The 17979-nt window shown below is 54.6% G+C and carries 19 protein-coding genes and 1 tRNA gene; 16 read left to right on the top strand and 4 right to left on the bottom strand.

What is annotated here, in order from left to right:
• The first annotated feature begins 53 nt into the window (after positions 1-53).
• The 9 genes from hisB to KP708_RS04400 all read left to right on the top strand — a co-directional run bounded on the left by hisB (position 54) and on the right by KP708_RS04400 (position 5534).
• Positions 54-650, top strand: a complete 597-nt coding sequence (hisB, locus tag KP708_RS04440) for an imidazoleglycerol-phosphate dehydratase HisB (protein ID WP_215750589.1) — start codon at positions 54-56, stop codon at positions 648-650.
• Positions 647-1039: a hypothetical protein gene (locus tag KP708_RS04435; protein ID WP_064275114.1), complete on the top strand. Its 393-nt coding sequence runs from the start codon at positions 647-649 to the stop codon at positions 1037-1039. Before hisB ends, KP708_RS04435 begins: the two co-directional genes overlap by 4 nt.
• On the top strand, positions 1024-1662 hold the full coding sequence (gene hisH / locus KP708_RS04430; RefSeq protein ID WP_215750588.1) for an imidazole glycerol phosphate synthase subunit HisH: 639 nt from the start codon (positions 1024-1026) through the stop codon (positions 1660-1662). The genes KP708_RS04435 and hisH overlap by 16 nt, the downstream gene beginning before the upstream one ends.
• Positions 1659-3005, top strand: coding sequence for a 1-(5-phosphoribosyl)-5-[(5-phosphoribosylamino)methylideneamino]imidazole-4-carboxamide isomerase (gene hisA, locus KP708_RS04425; protein WP_215750587.1), 1347 nt, complete (start codon positions 1659-1661; stop codon positions 3003-3005). Before hisH ends, hisA begins: the two co-directional genes overlap by 4 nt.
• The gene (hisF, locus tag KP708_RS04420; RefSeq protein WP_099213110.1) at positions 2999-3760 is read left to right on the top strand and encodes an imidazole glycerol phosphate synthase subunit HisF; all 762 of its coding nucleotides are present in this window, start codon (positions 2999-3001) and stop codon (positions 3758-3760) included. The genes hisA and hisF overlap by 7 nt, the downstream gene beginning before the upstream one ends.
• Positions 3761-3764: 4 nt before the next feature.
• Positions 3765-4139 carry a phosphoribosyl-ATP diphosphatase gene (locus tag KP708_RS04415; protein ID WP_211496724.1) on the top strand — a complete coding sequence of 125 codons (375 nt, stop codon included), beginning with the start codon at positions 3765-3767 and terminating at the stop codon, positions 4137-4139.
• Between the two features lie 11 nt (positions 4140-4150).
• The gene (locus KP708_RS04410; RefSeq protein ID WP_202207783.1) at positions 4151-4516 is read left to right on the top strand and encodes a histidine triad nucleotide-binding protein; all 366 of its coding nucleotides are present in this window, start codon (positions 4151-4153) and stop codon (positions 4514-4516) included.
• Positions 4517-4566: 50 nt separating this feature from the next.
• Positions 4567-4642: transfer RNA gene (locus KP708_RS04405), tRNA-Glu, on the top strand.
• 505 nt (positions 4643-5147) lie between these two features.
• Positions 5148-5534: a hypothetical protein gene (locus tag KP708_RS04400; protein WP_371822750.1), complete on the top strand. Its 387-nt coding sequence runs from the start codon at positions 5148-5150 to the stop codon at positions 5532-5534.
• A 407-nt stretch (positions 5535-5941) separates the two neighbouring features.
• Here KP708_RS04400 and KP708_RS16010 read toward each other — a convergent pair whose 3' ends face one another.
• Positions 5942-6151, bottom strand: a complete 210-nt coding sequence (locus tag KP708_RS16010) for a hypothetical protein (RefSeq protein WP_371822762.1) — start codon at positions 6149-6151, stop codon at positions 5942-5944.
• Here KP708_RS16010 and KP708_RS04395 point away from each other — a divergent pair.
• Positions 6068-6466: a sterol desaturase family protein gene (locus KP708_RS04395; protein ID WP_371822760.1), complete on the top strand. Its 399-nt coding sequence runs from the start codon at positions 6068-6070 to the stop codon at positions 6464-6466. The genes KP708_RS16010 and KP708_RS04395 overlap by 84 nt on opposite strands.
• A gap of 5 nt (positions 6467-6471) precedes the next feature.
• Positions 6472-7620: a glycosyltransferase family 1 protein gene (locus KP708_RS04390; protein ID WP_215750585.1), complete on the top strand. Its 1149-nt coding sequence runs from the start codon at positions 6472-6474 to the stop codon at positions 7618-7620.
• 110 nt (positions 7621-7730) lie between these two features.
• On the opposite strand, the gene KP708_RS04385 is transcribed toward KP708_RS04390, so the two are convergent.
• Genes KP708_RS04385 through KP708_RS04375 form a run of 3 tightly spaced genes read right to left on the bottom strand, consistent with a single transcriptional unit; the run spans position 7731 to position 11871 of the window.
• Positions 7731-8942, bottom strand: coding sequence for a glycosyltransferase family 1 protein (locus KP708_RS04385; protein ID WP_215750584.1), 1212 nt, complete (start codon positions 8940-8942; stop codon positions 7731-7733).
• Positions 8939-10306, bottom strand: a complete 1368-nt coding sequence (locus KP708_RS04380) for a capsule biosynthesis protein (RefSeq protein WP_215750583.1) — start codon at positions 10304-10306, stop codon at positions 8939-8941. Before KP708_RS04380 ends, KP708_RS04385 begins: the two co-directional genes overlap by 4 nt.
• The gene (locus tag KP708_RS04375) at positions 10303-11871 is read right to left on the bottom strand and encodes a hypothetical protein (protein WP_215750582.1); all 1569 of its coding nucleotides are present in this window, start codon (positions 11869-11871) and stop codon (positions 10303-10305) included. The genes KP708_RS04380 and KP708_RS04375 overlap by 4 nt, the downstream gene beginning before the upstream one ends.
• Positions 11872-12361: 490 nt before the next feature.
• Here KP708_RS04375 and KP708_RS04370 point away from each other — a divergent pair, with 490 nt between their 5' ends.
• The 5 genes from KP708_RS04370 (at position 12362) to KP708_RS04350 (ending at position 17977) form a co-directional block, all read left to right on the top strand.
• Complete coding sequence (locus tag KP708_RS04370) at positions 12362-13543, top strand: LTA synthase family protein (protein WP_215750581.1); 1182 nt, start codon at positions 12362-12364, stop codon at positions 13541-13543.
• A 250-nt stretch (positions 13544-13793) separates the two neighbouring features.
• Positions 13794-15950, top strand: coding sequence for a TonB-dependent siderophore receptor (locus KP708_RS04365; RefSeq protein WP_215750580.1), 2157 nt, complete (start codon positions 13794-13796; stop codon positions 15948-15950).
• Complete coding sequence (locus KP708_RS04360) at positions 15904-16227, top strand: hypothetical protein (RefSeq protein ID WP_252347451.1); 324 nt, start codon at positions 15904-15906, stop codon at positions 16225-16227. Before KP708_RS04365 ends, KP708_RS04360 begins: the two co-directional genes overlap by 47 nt.
• Positions 16224-17687: a PepSY domain-containing protein gene (locus KP708_RS04355; RefSeq protein WP_215750579.1), complete on the top strand. Its 1464-nt coding sequence runs from the start codon at positions 16224-16226 to the stop codon at positions 17685-17687. The genes KP708_RS04360 and KP708_RS04355 overlap by 4 nt, the downstream gene beginning before the upstream one ends.
• Positions 17684-17977: a hypothetical protein gene (locus KP708_RS04350; protein ID WP_233126172.1), complete on the top strand. Its 294-nt coding sequence runs from the start codon at positions 17684-17686 to the stop codon at positions 17975-17977. The genes KP708_RS04355 and KP708_RS04350 overlap by 4 nt, the downstream gene beginning before the upstream one ends.
• Positions 17978-17979: the final 2 nt, after the last annotated feature.

Below are 17979 nucleotides of genomic sequence, written 5' to 3'. Positions count from 1 at the left end.
TTATCTCAGGGACAGCGTGGAAATAACCCTCCCGCTGGTGTAGCAGAACCACCATGACCGAACCCCGTCACGCCCGTCTGCACCGCGCGACAAGCGAAACCGATATCACCCTTGCCCTGTCTCTTGATGGGCAGGGACGCTCAACCGTGGACAGTGGCATCGGCTTTTTCGACCATATGCTGATGGCACTCGCCAAACATGGTGGCTTCGATCTGGAATTGCTCGCCAAGGGTGATCTGCACATTGACGGGCACCACACGGTCGAAGATGTCGGCATCGTGTTTGGGCAGGCTTTCCGGCAGGCAATCGGGGACAAGCGCGGCATCGAGCGTTTCGGTCATGCACTGGTGCCGCTGGACGAAGCTCTGTGTGAAGCCGTGGTGGATATTTCCGGCCGCCCCTATCTGGCGTGGAACGTGGTTTTCCCACGCGAGAAGATCGGCACGATGGATACCGAACTTTTTGAAGAATTCTTCCGTGCTTTTGCAATGTCTGCGCACATCGCGCTGCACCTGACCTGCAAGGCAGGAACGAACGCTCACCATATTGCAGAAAGCGGCTTTAAGGCCGTGGCCCGGGCCCTGCGCGTTGCCGTCTCAATGGACCCCCGTGCGGCGGGCGCCATTCCCTCCACCAAAGGCGTCCTGTGAAGCTTTTCACGCCCTGTACGGACCCCGCCTCATCGCGGCCGCTGGGTTTGCCTGTCATGGTGCAGAACGGCTTTTCCTGGCGTGTCATGTTTTTCGGCTGGCTGGGCCTTCTCACTTATGGTGCCTGGATCTCCGGACTTCTTGCCGCGGCCGTGTCCATCCTGCTGCATGTCTTCATTGCTTCACGGTGGGACATTGCGATCATCGTCGGCATTCATGCGGTCCTTGCCACGTTCACGGCAGAAATCCGTCTGTGGGAAATGCGCCTCAATGGCCGCCAGATGGGCCTGCCGATCCCTGCCCCAAGCAAGGACATTGCGCTGATCCGCTGGGCGGACCGGCACACATCACCTGTTAGCCCCCCGGAGTTCCCATGCGCGTCGTCGTAATTGACTATAATGGTGGCAATCTTGCGTCGGCCGCTCAGGCCGCCAGGAAAGCTGCGGCATTGCGGGGACTTGACGCAGACGTCACCATTACGCGCGATGCGGAAGCCATCCTGAATGCCGATCGCCTGATCCTGCCGGGTCAGGGCGCATTTGCCGATTGTGCCGCAGGCCTTGGGCCGGATCTTCGCAATACTCTTGAGACCGCAACGGCTAAAGGCACGCCTTTTCTTGGCATCTGTGTGGGCATGCAGCTCATGAGTGAATATGGTCTGGAGCATGGCCGTACCGAGGGACTGGGCTGGATTTCAGGCAATATCCGCCGCATGGATGAAGCCGCCAATGCAGGTCTGCGCCTGCCCCACATGGGCTGGAATACTCTTGACTTCAAACCGGGCGCACATTTGCTGACGCAGGGTCTGGAGCCCGGAATGCACGGCTATTTTGTTCATTCCTATGCCCTGCATGATGGCCATGAAGACGAACTGGTGGCGACCGCACAGTACGCAAATTCGGTCCCCGCCATTGTTGCGCGCGGCAACCGGTGCGGAACACAGTTTCACGTTGAGAAAAGCCAGACTGTTGGCCTGACCATCATGGGCAACTTCCTGAGGTGGACGTCATGACCGTCGTTTGCGAACGGGTCGTCTCTTCCCTCTCCCCTGATGATATGGAAGCGCTCTGCGAAGCAGCAACCGCAGGCATCTTGGATGGTGGCGGCTTTGGCTGGCTCCAGCCGCCCGGCAATCAAGCTCTGGAGCGTTATTTCGAAGGCCTGCTGCTGGTGCAGGAGCGCAGCCTGTATGTTCTGCGCGAAGACGGCATCATTTGCGGTGCGGGACAGCTTGTGCGTCCGCCTTCCAGTTATGAAGCCCATGCTGCCACAGTCAATCTGACAGGCTTCTTTGTTGCACCCTACGCCCGAGGGCGAGGACTGGGGCGCGCTTTGATTCAGGCCATGATCCAGGGCGCAAAAGCCATGGGTAGCAAAGTTATCAACTGCGACGTGCGTGAAACGCATGCTGCTGCCATCGGGCTGTTCCGGTCGCTCGGTTTTGAGCACTGGGGCACCCATCCCTATTATGCACGGATCGGAGGCCAGACGGTGCGCGGACTTTTCTTCTCCAAACTACTCGCCGGTGAACATGAAGCGGCCCGCTGGCAGTCCAGCATTGCTGCACCGGATGCCGGCGGCGCGCCTGTTTCCTCCGAGACCACCAAAGGCCATCAGGGCCTGATGCTCTACCCCGCCATCGACCTGAAAGACGGCGCCTGCGTTCGGCTTCGCCGTGGCGAGATGGAAGATGCCACTCACTATTCCGACGACCCTGCGGCACAGGCCAAGCTGTTTGAAGAAGCAGGCTGCCGCCATCTGCACGTCGTTGACCTCAATGGTGCTTTCGCTGGCAAATCAACGAATGTGCCAGCCATTGAATCCATTGTGAAAGCTACTGGCCTTCCGGTGCAGCTTGGTGGCGGTATCCGCGATATGGCCGCCATTGAGCGCTGGCTGGAAGCCGGCGTTTCTCGCATCATTCTCGGTTCCGTGGCGGTAAAAGACCCGGAACTGGTCCGACAGGCCGCACGCGCCTTCCCGGGCCAGATTGTTGCTGGGATTGACGCCCGTCAGGGCCGCGTTGCAACAGAAGGCTGGGCAGAAGTTTCGGAACTTGAAGCCAACGATCTGGCACTCCGTATGGAAGATGCAGGCGTTGCCGCCATCATCTTCACCGAAATCACCCGCGACGGGATGCTGGCCGGGCTTGATCTCGAACAGACGGCAGACATGGCGCGCCGCCTCTCCATTCCCGTCATTGCGAGCGGTGGCGTCGGCACCCTCGACCATCTTCGGGACCTACGCACTATTGCCCGCGACGTCCCGGGCATTTCCGGCGCCATCGTCGGCCGGGCGCTGTATGATGGGCGTATTTCCCTCAAGGACGCCCTGGACGTACTCGGTTCATGCTGAAACTCCGCGTCATTCCCTGCCTTGACGTCAAGGACGGCCGCGTCGTCAAAGGTGTGAATTTCGTCTCCCTGCGTGATGCAGGTGATCCGGTGGAGCAGGCCAAGCTTTACGACGCTGCCGGTGCTGATGAGCTGACATTTTTGGACATCACGGCCAGCGTTGAAAACCGCGATACCATTCTGGATGTCGTCCGCCGCACGGCGGAAGCCATCTGCCTCCCCCTGACTGTCGGCGGCGGTGTTCGTACCTGTGAGGACATGCGACGCCTGCTTCTGGCTGGCGCTGATAAATGTGCGGTAAACTCGGCGGCGATCACGCGTCCGGAACTGATCCGCGAAGCCTCGCAGCGCTTTGGCAGCCAGTGCGTGGTCGTGGCGATTGATGCGCGGTCGAATGGTCGTGGTGGGTGGGAAGTCTATGCCAAGGGCGGCCGCGAACCCACTGGGCTGGATGCGGTGGAATGGGCCAAAAAGATGCAGGATCTGGGCGCAGGAGAAATCCTGCTCACCAGCATGGACCGTGATGGCACGAAGTCCGGTTTCGATCTGGATCTGCTCAGAGCGGTCTGTGGTACAGTGACCATCCCTGTTGTTGCATCCGGCGGCGTTGGCGAATTGCATCACTTTGTTGAAGGCGCGCAGGTTGGCGCAAGCGGCCTGTTAGCCGCCAGCGTCTTTCATTTCGGACAGTTCCGCGTTGGGGACGTCAAACAGGCACTGAATGAGGCCGGCCTTCCGGTCAGACTTGGAGAATAAGGCAATGGCAAAAGCAGCAAAGCCGGAAGAGCGCAAAACGACACCGGCCAGAGAGCACGTGCTGGAGCGCCTGTTCGAGACCGTTCAGTCCCGTCGCGGCACAGACCCGACGCTGAGCCATTCAGCCCGTCTGATGGCCCGTGGCCGCAACAAGATCGCCCAGAAATTTGGCGAAGAAGCTGTTGAATGCCTGATTGAAGCCGTCAACGGCAACCGCAAGGAACTCGTCGGGGAGAGTGCTGACGTTCTGTACCACCTCATCGTCATGTGGGTAGACGCAGGCGTTTCCCCGGAAGACGTCTGGGCAGAGCTGAAGCGTCGCGAAGGCACGAGCGGGATTGCCGAAAAAGCGTCGCGCCCCAAGGAAAAGCTTGGTTAAGGGACAAAGCCATGACGTACGACCACAGTAATATCTTTGCGCGCATCCTCCGTAAGGAGATCCCGTCCCGCACGGTTTACGAAGACGACTACGCGCTGGCCTTTCACGACATCGCCCCGCAGGCACCTATCCATGTGCTGGTCATCCCCAAGGGGCCATATGTCTCCATTGCGGACTTCAGTGCGACAGCGTCAGCCGATGCCATTACTGGCTTCTGGAGAGCGGTCGCAAAAGTGGCTGAAGCAGAGGGTCTGACGAAGGACGGTTTTCGCCTTATCAGCAACTCCGGCGCCAATTCAGGCCAAGAAGTTCCTCACTTCCACGTCCACCTTTTTGGCGGCGCGGCACTAGGCCCTTTGCTTTCGCAAAAACTTTAAAATAGTACTTGCAAACCCAGAGGGCCTCTTCTATTAACGCCCTCGCTCTGGTCCCATTCGTCTAGAGGCCTAGGACACTGCCCTCTCACGGCGGCAACAGGGGTTCGAATCCCCTATGGGACACCAGTTACCTCGAGTAACTGTTTTTTACATGAAAATTTGTTTTCCCGCTCTAGTATGCTAATTGGCATTACGTATCGGAGACTACTTTCATGCATCTGATACGCATCCCCATTTGTTAAAATTTTCTGATTAGAATGACCGCACAAGCTCGCGTTTGTGGAAGTGGCTTCGTCGTCAGCCAAAGTTGTCTGAGGATATTCTAGAGCGACTACCTCAAAAGCCTGTCGGCATCAGGGATGAAATAACAAATCTCCCGCCTCTCAAACACTTTTATTCAGAACGATCCCGCAGTCAGCCGCCCCTGAGCATACAGACACTGCCATGCGCTCGAAACCCTGCCAACAGGGCTAAAGGAACGGCAGGTTATCAACCACGAGGGGACAGTCACATCCTTCTCCATAGCACCGTAGTCCGTGCCCATTCACAGGCCACGGGGACAACGAGGGTGGGCTCATTCGGAAGCTTTTGGTCGATCACGCGCGGTTTTACGAGCAAAATCCATGCCCGTGTGACTATCAGGGACGCCCTCTCGCCTTTGTCCTTACCGGCAGGCCCGGTCTCGGACTACAAAGCCACAAGGCACCCTGAAAAGTTGCTTGTCCCGCACCCCAACGCCATGCTGGCCGACCGGGACTATGACAGTGACAGCCTCCACCAGGATCTGCTGATCCACAGGACCCTGCCGGCTATTCCCTCACGTAACAGCCATAGCGCTCCTCAGCAAACAGAGTGTAAACGCTATAGGGACCGTAACCGCATCGAGCGGATGTTCAACAGGCTCAAGCAGACGCGCCGTATCGCAACCTGTTACCACCACACCGGCTTGTCCTTCATGAGTTTCCTCAATTTCGCCGCCGCAAGGCTTCTGATCAGGTCTTTTCTCAACGTGACCTAGTCTTCTGTATCGTGGCCAAATGTTATGTTACCTGACACTTACATTCTTTATCATACAGATAAAAAACTCTTAGATTTTCAATGTTTTCCCAGAGCACACAATTGTGTTCCTGCGAGGTAGAAAGCGCACCAGAAATGTTCGCTATACATTTGAGGGCTCAAACCAGGCAGAGAACTCCCCGTAAACCTGAGAGGCCGTGCGAGAAGAGCACGCCCCTCACTTCAAAGCTCAAACATTACTATGCGTGTCTTGAGAACATCGATATGATCGCATAGATCAACTAGTTCTGTTTTCCGAAAACACGAGGGAATTCAGCACAGAAAACAAGGGTTTCAGGGGAATTCTGCCGAGTGTCATTGAGGCTTTTCAGAAATGATTGGCTGGAACGGCTCACATATATGCCGTTGTCAGTTTTCGTCCCCGTATGGGTCGTCATCTTTTCCCTTGTCTGCATGGACTGCATGCCGATGCCGCCGGTCCCATTTGTAGCGCTTTTTCTTGCGGGCCTTATCTTCTGGTCTTTTTTTGAATACATCGGACACCGCTTCCTCTTCCATCTCAACCTTTCTCATGAAATCGGCCAACGGTTCATCTTCCTGATCCACGGCAATCATCATGAAGAGCCTGGAGAGAAGCTCCGCAACATGATGCCCCTCTCCGTTACTTTGCCACTCGGTGGTTTGCTTTGGGGCCTGGCGCATGTTTTAGGCGGCCATAAGGGCACAACATTTTTTCTCGGCTTTCTCGCTGGCTACATAGCCTACGATCTTGTTCATTATGCCTGCCATCAATATCGCCCAAAACGCGGTATCCTGCGAAAGCTTCGTCGCCATCACCTCATCCATCATTACGCTGCACCGGAAAAGAATTTCGCTGTCAGCAATGATATTTGGGACCGTGTTTTCCACACAAAGACCGGGCGTTCTTCCTGAAGCCTATGCGGATTGGACTTGATACCCGTAATACGGGCCGCTCCGGAGGCACGGGTGTTGCAACATACGCCGCAACTTTGGGAGAAGCCTACAGCGATGTAGGCATCACCCCGGCATGGCTGCACGACGATATGGCCAACCATACCCGTCCCCATAGCTTTCCAAAAAAAATCAGACGTTTTTTCCGGAGTGCCCACTCCACTCATCACGTTCAACCGACTTCTGACGGTTATGTGGGCCATGACCTTTATCGTGTCGCTGAAATAAGAGACCGCACCTTTCACACCCCCATTTCCATAAAAGCCGATACACCGCCGGACCTGATGCACTGGACCTATCCAGTTCCCATACGATGGCACGGTATTCCTAATGTCGTGACGATCCACGACATTATTCCGCTGCTCCATCCAGAATTTAGCGACACACCGACCAAGCGACTCCATAGACGCCTGAAATTTTGGTGCGACAATGCAGATGCTATCGTCACGGTTTCGGAAGCAGTCAGGCAAGATCTGATCAGCTTCTTCGAATTACCGCCCCAAAAAGTCAGCATGCTTTCCCAATCTGTTTCTTTTGCGACAGATCTCATGACGGCGTCTCTGACCGTCGAAGCACCTTGTCCGAAAGATGGATTTCTCTACTTCGGAACAATTGAACGTCGCAAAAACATTGGACGCCTGATCAAGGCACATGGCCGTTCAGGAACGATGCGCCCGTTAATCCTGATCGGAGGTTTAGGGTTTGGAGGAGCCGAAGAACTTCAAGCTCTTGCGCACCACCCGACTCCCGAGCGTGTTCACATCCTTCCCTGGTGCAGTAGACCAGCCTTGGTCCGCGCGATCAGGGAAGCACGATGTGTCACCTTCCCTTCCTTGGCGGAAGGGTTCGGCCTACCCATTTTGGAAGCTATGGCATTAGGCACGCCAGTTTTAACCAGCCTTGGGCATGCAACAGAGGAAATTGCCGGGACTGCGGCATTTCTGGTGGACAGTACAAGTACAGAAGCGTTGACCGAAGGCCTTACAAAGCTCGATTATGACGATGCTCTCTCCCTGGAACTTTCATCGTCAGGGCAGGAACGCGCACAGGCGTTTGCTATCGACCCATACGTGCTGCGCATGAAAAATTTTTATCAACAATTACTGACCGGATGATGCTTTTTGTCGAACGAAAATGTTCGGTAAGATCATGCGCAGATAACTGTCGGTTCCTTAATTTCATCGCAATCAAAATCGAGATCAGGTTTGGCATCACCACAACCTGATCATTTTATCTGCTTTAGTGCCTGAGCCACGCTCTCGTCCCAGGAAAGAGCGGAAAAATTTTCGGTCTGCAAAGTATGTTTCTGTCGGTCCGATCCCAAAGCAGCATAGCGCATAATTGCATCCATCCATGCTGGACCGTCCAGAGGATCGAGATAACGAGCAGCCTTTCCGCCAACTTCTCGCAAAACGGGAATATCGGCACAGAGAGCAGGCACTCCCAGCGACAAGGCTTCTGCAAGCGGCAAACCAAAGCCCTCGACAAAAGAGGGGAACAATAACCCTGAACTGCCCTTCAATAGAGTTTGCACCTCTGTATCAGCCAGAGACTGACACTCAATGACGTGCCCTTTGAGAGCAGGCGCACGATCTAGAAGATCGAGAATATTCTCATTCTCCCAACCACGCTTTCCTACAATTACCATCACAGGCGCTAAAGACGGGTCCCGCTCTACAAGACGGCGCCAGACATTTAGCAAAAGAAGATGGTTCTTACGGGGCTCAATGGTACCCAAGCAAACAAAATAGGGGCGCCCCGCCAACTGAGTACGCAGTGAGGCATTCAGTTCTGCATTATGTGAAAGCTGGTGAGGAGCATCTACGCCATGAGGAACAGCATAAACAGGAATATTGGCTGACTTTGCAGCCAGATGCCGGCAAACGGATTCCCTCACATAATGCGATGGTACAATAATGGCGTCTGCATAGCGCGCGACCGTTTCAAGGCGGACCTCGTGCCGAGCGGGTTCTCTTGGACGGGAATATTCCGGATAGTCTATTGGAATGAGATCGTGAATCATCACGACAAAACGCGCGCCCGTTTGCCTCAGAAAGGCATCCACCACCCTGGGACGCGTCAGATGATGATGGGAAACGTTGAGGTACACCGTTTCAGGCGGCAGTGCCCGAGGTCTGCGCCAGAACAGGCCGCGATTAATCACACCGCGCAACGGTGCGGCCGATCGGCCAGACACGGACTGCCCCCACTGGACTTCCAGCGCCTTTATGAACCGCCTCGCCACTGTGCCGTCAATCATTCCCATCACACCGATGGGATGCATGGCACAAAACCGCGTTTGTTCGGGCGCATGGGACAGCAGATATCGCGCATAGGCCAACTCGACCCGATCAATACCTGTTGGTACATTTGCGCTCGAGCGGGAAAGAAGGCGTGAAATATCCAGCAGAAACGGAGTTATTGCCTTATCTTTCACTCAGGCGCCCCTACTGCGTCCGCTACCTTTTCTGAGAGGCGCAACAGCGGACGGCTCATCCCATGCCAGAATTCATGTCCCTCTTCGGTCGCCCTGGTCTGAAAAAGTTGAGGCGAGTGTCTTTCGAATTTCGCTACAACACCCCGGACAAGCTTGGACATGGCTTCGTCTGAGAAAAAACCACCAGCAACGAGACAGTATTCGACCAGCACACGCCTGAAAGCTGCAAAAAGCTCCATATCCGGCTTTTCTGGTTTCTTCCAGAATGCGTCGAGCGTTCCTTCATATGTAATGCCGGCAATATTGTAGATGGCCTGCCCCAGCGTAATAACTGGAATGCCTTCTGCCAAAGCCAGTGTACCGGTCGTACTATTGATGGTGATGACCCCTTCGGCCCTCTTTACCAGCAATGCAATATCACCACCTTCGATGAAGCCAATGCGTCCGAGCACACCATGCCGACGGCCAGAACACGCAATGATGTGACGCCAATCGCGCAGGCCGTTATCCAATGGATGCTGCTTGATGATAAGCCGCATATTTTCTGGAGCGTGGGCAGCAAAGGAGGAAATGACGTATTCGATCGCATCCTGCATGCCGTTAAAATCTGAATGAAGACGGACCTGCGCGTCAGCATCCAGTTGGAGAGGAAAGAGCATATAAGGAGCCCTGCAGGCCTCAAGCCGGGCCAGGACTTTCTTTGTACGTTCCGCAACAGCCTTGCGACGGGAAAACCGTCTCAGCCAGCCTACCCCCTCGACCAGAGGGTGCCAGGGGCGATGGTTTGTCCAGTGAGGGAAATACCAACGGAGCAGAAGATCGGCAGTATTGTAAGCAATACCTTCTGCTGCACGCCGCTGAAAAGAGGACGGAACGGGACTATGGGGAACCTGGGGAGGAAGTAATTTTTCTTCCACACGATAGTACTCAGGATCCCGCGGCAGACGTGAGTGACCATTCACGCCCCCGAGTTCAAGGGTCACCCAATCGGGCCTGAGATAACCTTCTTCAAAGACATGCATCGGAACCTGAAGGTCTTCACAAACCTTCGCTGCAACCATGTGATGCAGCCGACAGTCCCCAAAAATTACGACATCCGTAATTTCACGGCGCACTATGAAGTGACGTAGAAATTCGGGCCAGTCTTCAAGACTTCCACGATAGTCCACCCCCCCGGGAAGGCGCCAGAAGAGCTTGTCTCCGCCATTGAAGTTAATTTTGGAAACCTTGTAACCATCCGCCAGGAGAGCCTCTCCAACGCGCTCAAAGAACGGCCCCATCAGTCCCTGCAGAAACAGAAAATGCCGTGTGGTCAGAGGTTTAAGATTTTCCTTGCCGAAGCGGCTATCGCCCGTTGCCTTCATTTCGGCCAGATCCTCATACGCATATACTGCCCGCGCCTACGTAGCCGACCCTGCCAGCGCCGTAAACGCACAGTGAAAGATGTAGTCCAGATTGTTGGATCAGAAAGTCTCTCGACAAGAACTTCAGGTCCACATGGCGTTTGGGTGACCGGATCCAAATAAAGCGGGTAAAGAATAAGCGCTCCTGCCACAAGATCTTCCAAAAGCAGTTTTCGCCCTCTCCTGCCCGTGCTGGGGGCAAGATCACATGTCAGCCCCCATCCCGCGTAGAACGGATTTCCATAGGTCGTAACTGCCCGTCCACGCAGCAAGGCTTCGAAACCTGCAAGCGATGTCATGGTGTGAACCTGATCCACCTGCGCAATCAGAGACACCATTGGGCCACCCCGCGCAATCTCGTCTGCATATTGCAGGGCGATATCGTCTCTGACGGCGCCTGGGCGATGACCTGCGTCAACATCTGGATGGGGACGGAAAACAATGTACGCATCGGGCATCCGGTCACGAACGTTACGGAGGAGGGAGAGGTTGTCGCTGATGTCCCCACAGCCCAACTGAATGGACAAATCATTACTGACCTGACCTGGCACCAGAATAACCGTCTTGCTTGCCGGTCGAGCGAGCAAGGAACCAACGTCAGCCGTACTCCCGTATTTGGAGACATTCCGCACGACGAGTGTGTCAATCAAATGGCGGGCACGCTCACGCAGCCTGTCGTCAAAAGCCGTTCTCATCAGGATCTTTTCCAGATCACTGGGTCGGGAGGGATCAAAATAGATACCCGACTGATCGAGAACGACGGAACAGGGAGGCAAAAGATCACTACCAAGGCCGACTGACCGCAGAAAGCCATCTTCAACCTGGCATATGCCGATGCCTTGAGCTTTTGCCTTCCGCTCCAGTCCCAACGGAATACGACTGGACCAGGCGGCGATTATTCCTTTCCTACGCTGGGCTTCTTTTAACGCCCCATACATCGACTTCCGGAAAAAGACCCGATTACGGCCGATATTGAAAAATTCTCGGATACGTTTGCGCTTCCACCACGCCATGCCAAGACAGACCGCCACATCTCTCGTGCGCTCCCATGCCCGGCGGTCGTCAGCCACGATCCTAACGGCTTCGCTAAAATCAATTGAGCGGCCATCGAAGGGACTGTGCCAGGAAACGGACTCTGTCAGCCACGTAAGCGCCATGGCTTCAGAAAATACCACCTCGCCTTCTGTGGGAGACCATAGCGTTACTGCCCGGCCATAGATTGCTCCCAGCAGCGCAGCATCATCCCGGCCAGCAGCCCAAACCTCTTCAACCTTCTCTACAACGCTGTGGGGATCAGCCTTCGACAGGACCTGCCCACCTGCGGCTCTGATCCTGTCAGCGTGATGCAGATGTGGAGACAGTACTACAACCGTACTCGCCTTTACCCGCGCCGTGACATGGCTCCATAAAGCCCATGCCAGATCCGGATCTGGCGGCAATGAGACAAGGATTTTGTGACCGGAAGACATTACTGCCGGGGGCAGCCAGAACGTTCCACCAATTCGGCCAGACCGAATGTCCTGCAAAAGAAAGTCTGCTGAAAATGTAGGCGTCACACCGGAAAATGAAGAGATGCATCCCAACTCGGAAGCTCGGCTTTCTTTCCTTGGCGGACGCCTGAGCAAGACTGAGTCAGTCGTAGAGCCTGTGCGTGATGGATGAAATCTCATAGATATGCTTTCTAACTGAAAGCCCGCGACATCCGGAAGCCGATTTCGAATTCATGATTTATCTTTTTTCTGCGTCGTTTCTGTGAAGAACTTTCTGCTCTCCCTTCTTTGTACGATCGTATTTTCGATCTTATTTGACAGATTTACTCGGCCATCTCGCATTGGCTGGCGTGGATACGCACTCCATACCCTGATTATCTTAATTTTTTATGGTGCGGCACTTGCCCTGACGGGCGGCTTCTGGGTTGCCTGCGTTCTCACTGGAGCAATATTTCTTGCTGTCGTGATCGCTTCGAACATCAAATTTCGAGTGTTAGGTGAGCCATTAGTTTTTTCTGATCTCGCAGTGGCTGCCTCCTTCTTGCGCTATCCGCGTTTTTACCTGGCAGCAATTCCCAGCTCCCTGAAGATCATCCTTCTTCCTGCGGTAATGATTGTGATTGGGTGCGTCATAGCCTTCTCGTCCATTACGCCAGCGCCTCACCTTGCAGGATTGGCCGTCTCTTTGGGCGCCCTTTCATTGGTCGGCGCCAACTGGAAGCTTTATTGGCGCTCCGGCTTCATGCCCTGCCCCAATCTTCAGGCAGATATCACGCGATACGGCTTACTCTCCGTATTGATGGTCTACACACTAAGATGGCGCGCAACCCCATCCCCGGCTGCAGTGCCTCCACTCCCGGCACTCAAGCCAGACCAAGACTCTGCTCCCTTTTTAATCATCATACAGTGTGAGTCATTTGCTGATCCCACAGATCTTGTCCCCGGGCATTTTCTTCCCCCTCTCCAAGCACTTGAGCGACTACAGAAAACGTCTGATGAATATGGAAGACTCTCCGTCAGCGGGTTCGGTGCTTATACGATGCGGACGGAGTATGCCGTGCTCTGCGGCCGCAGTGATAAGGACCTTGGGTTTCGTGCATTTGATCCTTTTCTGACAGCCGAGGATGAAAGAACATTTGGGCTGCCAAATCGACTTGCCGCACTTTATGAAAAACGACTTTTTGTCCATCCTCATGATCTACGGTTTTACGGCCGCGACCGTCTGATGCCTGCATTGGGTTTCACGACGCTAGTCGGACCCGATGATTTCAAGAACGCTGAAAAATCCGGGCCTTACATTAGCGACAAGGCGTTGGGGGACTATCTCCACAACCGCATACTAACAGCGGATGAGGCGGAACTGATTTATGTCGTCACCATGGAAAATCATGGCCCTTGGGATGCAGGACGCCTGGATGCGACAGACCCGCTCGCAGCCTGGAATCACCACGCTCATAATGGTGACGCTTTATTGGAGAGCCTGAACCGTACCCTACAAGAATGTGGCCGTCCCGCACATCTGATCTTTTTTGGTGACCATCGCCCTTCAATCCCCGGATACGTTCACCCTTCCCCGGTACGATCAACACCCTTCATTTCTCTCACCTATAACATCGAAAAGGCAGCAGCCCCCGCAACTGCCTGCACGATAACGCCCGCAGAACTGCATGATGTTATTTTAAAAAAATTGTCCAAAAATGAGAAATAAACATAGAGTTTAATAACAAATATTCAGTTATTTTTATTTTTTAATTTCTTAAGTTTTATTGGTATCTACCCTACACGAAAATAAAAAATAATTTCTACACAGAAATTATCAGCATCACCGCACCAGCCCTAAAATTTTCAACCGTCATAATCTTTTTCAAAAATTCTTATTGCGAATAATTATCATTTGAATGATAGTCCCGCTTCTTTCACCCAGCCACCGCGTGAGATCCGTGCCCAGCAATTCCAGAATGACCCCCGCCATTGCCGGTTTATGCCTTGTTTTCAGCCATGCTCACGCTGCTGACCAGACAGCCACTCCAGAACACCATACGAACAGAAAAACCACGTCCACGCCTGCTAAAATGGAACATATTTCTGTCCGGGCACGCAGAATGGCGACGGTGGCGACGTCTGCAACGAAGTCGGATACTCCCCTGATCGAGACGGCCCAGTCTGTTACGGTCATTACACGCAATGAGATGGACGTTCGGGGCGTTCTGAACCTCAATCAAGCCGTCCGCTACACAGCCGGTGTCACTGCGGACCAGCGCGGCGGTGCGGTTGGCACGCGTTACGATCTGTTCGCTCTCCGCGGCTTCTCTGTCCCAACCTTTCTGGATGGATTGAAACTACAGGACAGCCCCACAGGGTACGCCGTTGCGCAGACCGACACATCGCGTCTTGATCGGGTTGAAATTCTCAAAGGCCCCGCCTCTGCACTTTATGGCCAATCCAGCCCCGGCGGCCTGACGGCCCTCTCCAGCAAGTTGCCAACAGACCAGCGCTTCTACGGCGGGGTCAATGCAACAGGAGGCATGTTCGATCTTTATCGCGTTGATGCGGATGTCGGCGGGTATGCAACAGACAATGGGCTTGTCCGGTACCGGGTCTATGGCACCGTCAATGGGCAGCATACACAGTTAACGCACACCGGAAGCCGACGCTTCTCCATTAGCCCATCGGTGACTTTCGGCGGAAATGGACCAACAACACTCACGTTGCTTGGTAATTATCAGTACGACCCCACCAATGGAACTTATGGTGGCGTTCCCTTGGTGGGATCGCTCAAGCGGGCGCCATACGGCTATCTGCCCAGAAATTTCTATGACGGTGATTCGTCTTTCGAAAAGTACAACCGTCGTCAGGGTGCCATTACCTACATCTTCAATCATACATTCAATAATGACTGGAGCTTCACGTCTCGCGGCCGTTATGACGATGTGAAGACCCAATACCGCAGCGTCTATGACATGGGGTATTACGTCAACGACGATACGCTGGCCCGCTCAGCAATCGAGACATACGAGCACACCCACAACCTGGCATTTGACAGCCAGTTCAAAGGCAAAGTCCGTACAGGCCCACTGCACCACACGCTGATGTTCGGCTTTGACTATATGCAGCAGAGCGCGACTGAAGTTGGATATTACGGCGCAGCGCCTGACCTGAACGTGTTTCATCCAGACTACCAGATGGCTATTGCCCCCATGTCTCCATGGGTCAACTATCGAACGGACTCGCATCAGGTGGGCGCCTATGGGCAGGATGAAATCCGCTGGGACCGCCTGATCCTGACAGGTAGCATCCGCAACGACTGGTATCGCTCCCATCAGGTCGAATCCAATTACAATTCAGACAGCCGTCAGAGCCCCAGCCAGATTACGTGGCGCGCCTCCGGCCTCTATCATTTTGATTTCGGCCTCGCGCCGTACATCAGCTATTCGACATCTTTCCAACCACAGTCTGGCGCCGTGTCCAGCGATGGCGGAAAGACCATGCATCAGGCTGCCCCGTCTCTCGGCAAGCAACTTGAAGGCGGTGTGAAATATCAGGTTCCGGGAACCAGCATCCTGCTGACAGCAACCGGTTTTCACATCGAACAAACCAACGTTCTGGTTGGTGTCGGGAATACGGGTTACAGCACCGCCAGTGGTCTGGTTCATTCAGATGGTTTCGAGTTCGAAGCACATGCTGAGCCATACAAGAACCTTATGGTCACAGCATCCGTCAGCTTCCAGAAAGTCCATGACGATTCAACCGGCAAGCCCCTGATGCAATCGGGCAAGGGGAATTCCTCGCTGTTTGTTTTCTACACGATGCCATCCGGCCCTCTGAAGGGCTTCGGCTTTGGCGGCGGTATGCGATATTCTGCCAAGACCTATGGTGGCGAAGCATCCTATGGCAGCGTCTGGATCCCGCAGTATGCGCTCTTTGACGGATCCATCCGCTACGATCTCAACAACCTGTCCCACAGACTGCATGGCTGGACAGTTGCTGCCAGTGTCCGCAACCTGTTTGATAAGAACTATGTGGCGAACTGCCTTGCTTACGCCTCTTACAATCAGGAATTCTGCTATTATGGCGAACGCCGCAACGCACAGGCGAGCGTTGGCTACACCTGGTAAGTCCGGTCCGGCGCGCCAGCATCTGACATTGCGTTTACTGGCGGCATTGCCCGGCGGATACGCATTGTCAGCTCTGGGGGGAGTCTGCCTAAGCCTCTGGCTTCCCCTCTCACGCGCAGATTGCGCTATGGCCGGCATCCTTGTCGGCCTGCTGGTCTGGCCGGTTACGTTCATGACCTGCTTTAGTGTCACCGATGGTCGCAAAGCGTTTGGTGGCACTCTACTTGCGGTACTCTTCACGGGAGGACTGGCTCTTTTGAAGGGCTGGAGGCCATGAAAGGCAATTTTCGCGCCTCCATGGCCTGGCTACACACAGGCCTTGGACTGATAACAGGATGGGTTCTTTTCGCGATTGCCCTGTCTGGAACGCTCAGTGTGTTCCGGCAGGAAATCAGCGTCTGGATGCGGCCAGAACTGAGCGCAACCAATATCTCCCCCATTCAAGCAAGCGCCCACGCCGTAGAGTGGCTTACACAGAATGCCCCGACATCTCCGGCATGGTATCTGAATGCGCCGACACAGCAGGAGCCTTTCACCTTTGGGGTCTGGGCTGACCCCAAAGGCGTGTATTTGCAGAAAGCACTTAACCCACAAACCGGCAGCCCTGACGGCATTCGACAAACCTTTGGCGGCGAGTTTTTCTACCGCTTCCATTTCGAGCTTCAACTCCCCTACCCGTTTGGTCGCCTGATCGCCGCCATCGCCGCGCTGGCCCTTGTCGTCGGCCTGATTTCCGGCGTCATTATTCACCGTCGGATCTTCGCGGATTTCTTTACATTCCGTCCGGGAAAAGGACAGAGAAGCTGGCTGGATGCGCATAACCTTCTAGGCGTTCTGGCCCTGCCCTTCCACCTCATGATCTCCTTCACAGGCGCAGTTACGCTGGGGACCCTGCTTCTCCCATGGAGCACACAGGCCATTTACAAACATGATCTGATGGCGTCTTACACAGATCTGAATCCGGCCTTGAATACCCGTCCACCCAGCGGCCATCCGGGCCATCTCGCGCCCATCCTTCCCATTCTTCAGGATGCAGAAAGACGCATCGGTGAAGCCGGCATCGCACAGATCTATATCTTCAATCCGACCGATCAGGCGTCAGTCATCACCATCACATCGGGCAACACAAACACCGTCAGTACGACATCCCACACCCTGAATTTTGACGGCACGAACGGCCATCTTCTCAGCGAGCATGTCGAAAAGCGGCCGCTCATTGGTGCTTACACATTCCTTTATGGTCTTCACGTCGCACGCTTTGCGCCAAGTGTGACGCGGTGGCTTTATTTTGTATGCGGGCTGATGCTGACTGCCGTCATCGGAAGCGGAATGCGCCTCTGGACGATCAAACGCCTGAGAAGTAACCCTCATCTCGGACACGTGCTGACAGAACGCCTGAATGTCGGTGTTCTGGCCGGGCTTTCCCTGGCGTTTGCATCCTATTTTCTTGCAAACCGCATTCTCCCGGCTGGCCTTCCGGGACGGGAAGATCATGAAATTCAGTGCGTTTTCATCATCTGGGCTCTCGCTCTGATTTTCGCCCTGTTTCGTAAATCAGAAGTAGCCTGGACCGAACTTCTGGCTGCCTGCGCTTTGGCATGTCTGGCCGTAGCGGCATTGGGGGCGCCATGGCGTGATAGTGTCAGCGCCGCGACAAGTGTAACGGCCGCACTTTTTGCCGGGTCGTTCGCCTATGCCGCCATCAATACCTATCGCAAGAGAAGACTTTCCCCATGATGGGGGCGACGCTGCTGTGTGGGCAGATTTCCATTCTGTTGATGGCGGCAGGCTCTGCTCGTGGCAGCGGAATTTTCTTCAAAAAAGCCACGTCAGCGTCCTATCTGCTCGGCCTTAGGCTGACAGGCTTTGCACTGCTGGGTTTAAGCCTGATGCTTCAGCTCCATGGATCGCAAACGCCCATCATTGATGTCATCACATGGCTTGGCCTGCTCAGCGTAGAAATGTTGCTGGCAGCCCTGCTCTGCACGACATTGAACGCCAAGAAAAATCCGCCGCGCCGGAAATAGCA

It is taken from the genome of Gluconobacter sp. P5H9_a (genome assembly GCF_018812085.1).
Taxonomy (GTDB): Bacteria; Pseudomonadota; Alphaproteobacteria; order Acetobacterales; family Acetobacteraceae; genus Gluconobacter.
The sequence above is the reverse complement of the archived record's forward strand: the minus strand, read 5'-3'. Positions and strand labels throughout refer to the sequence as shown.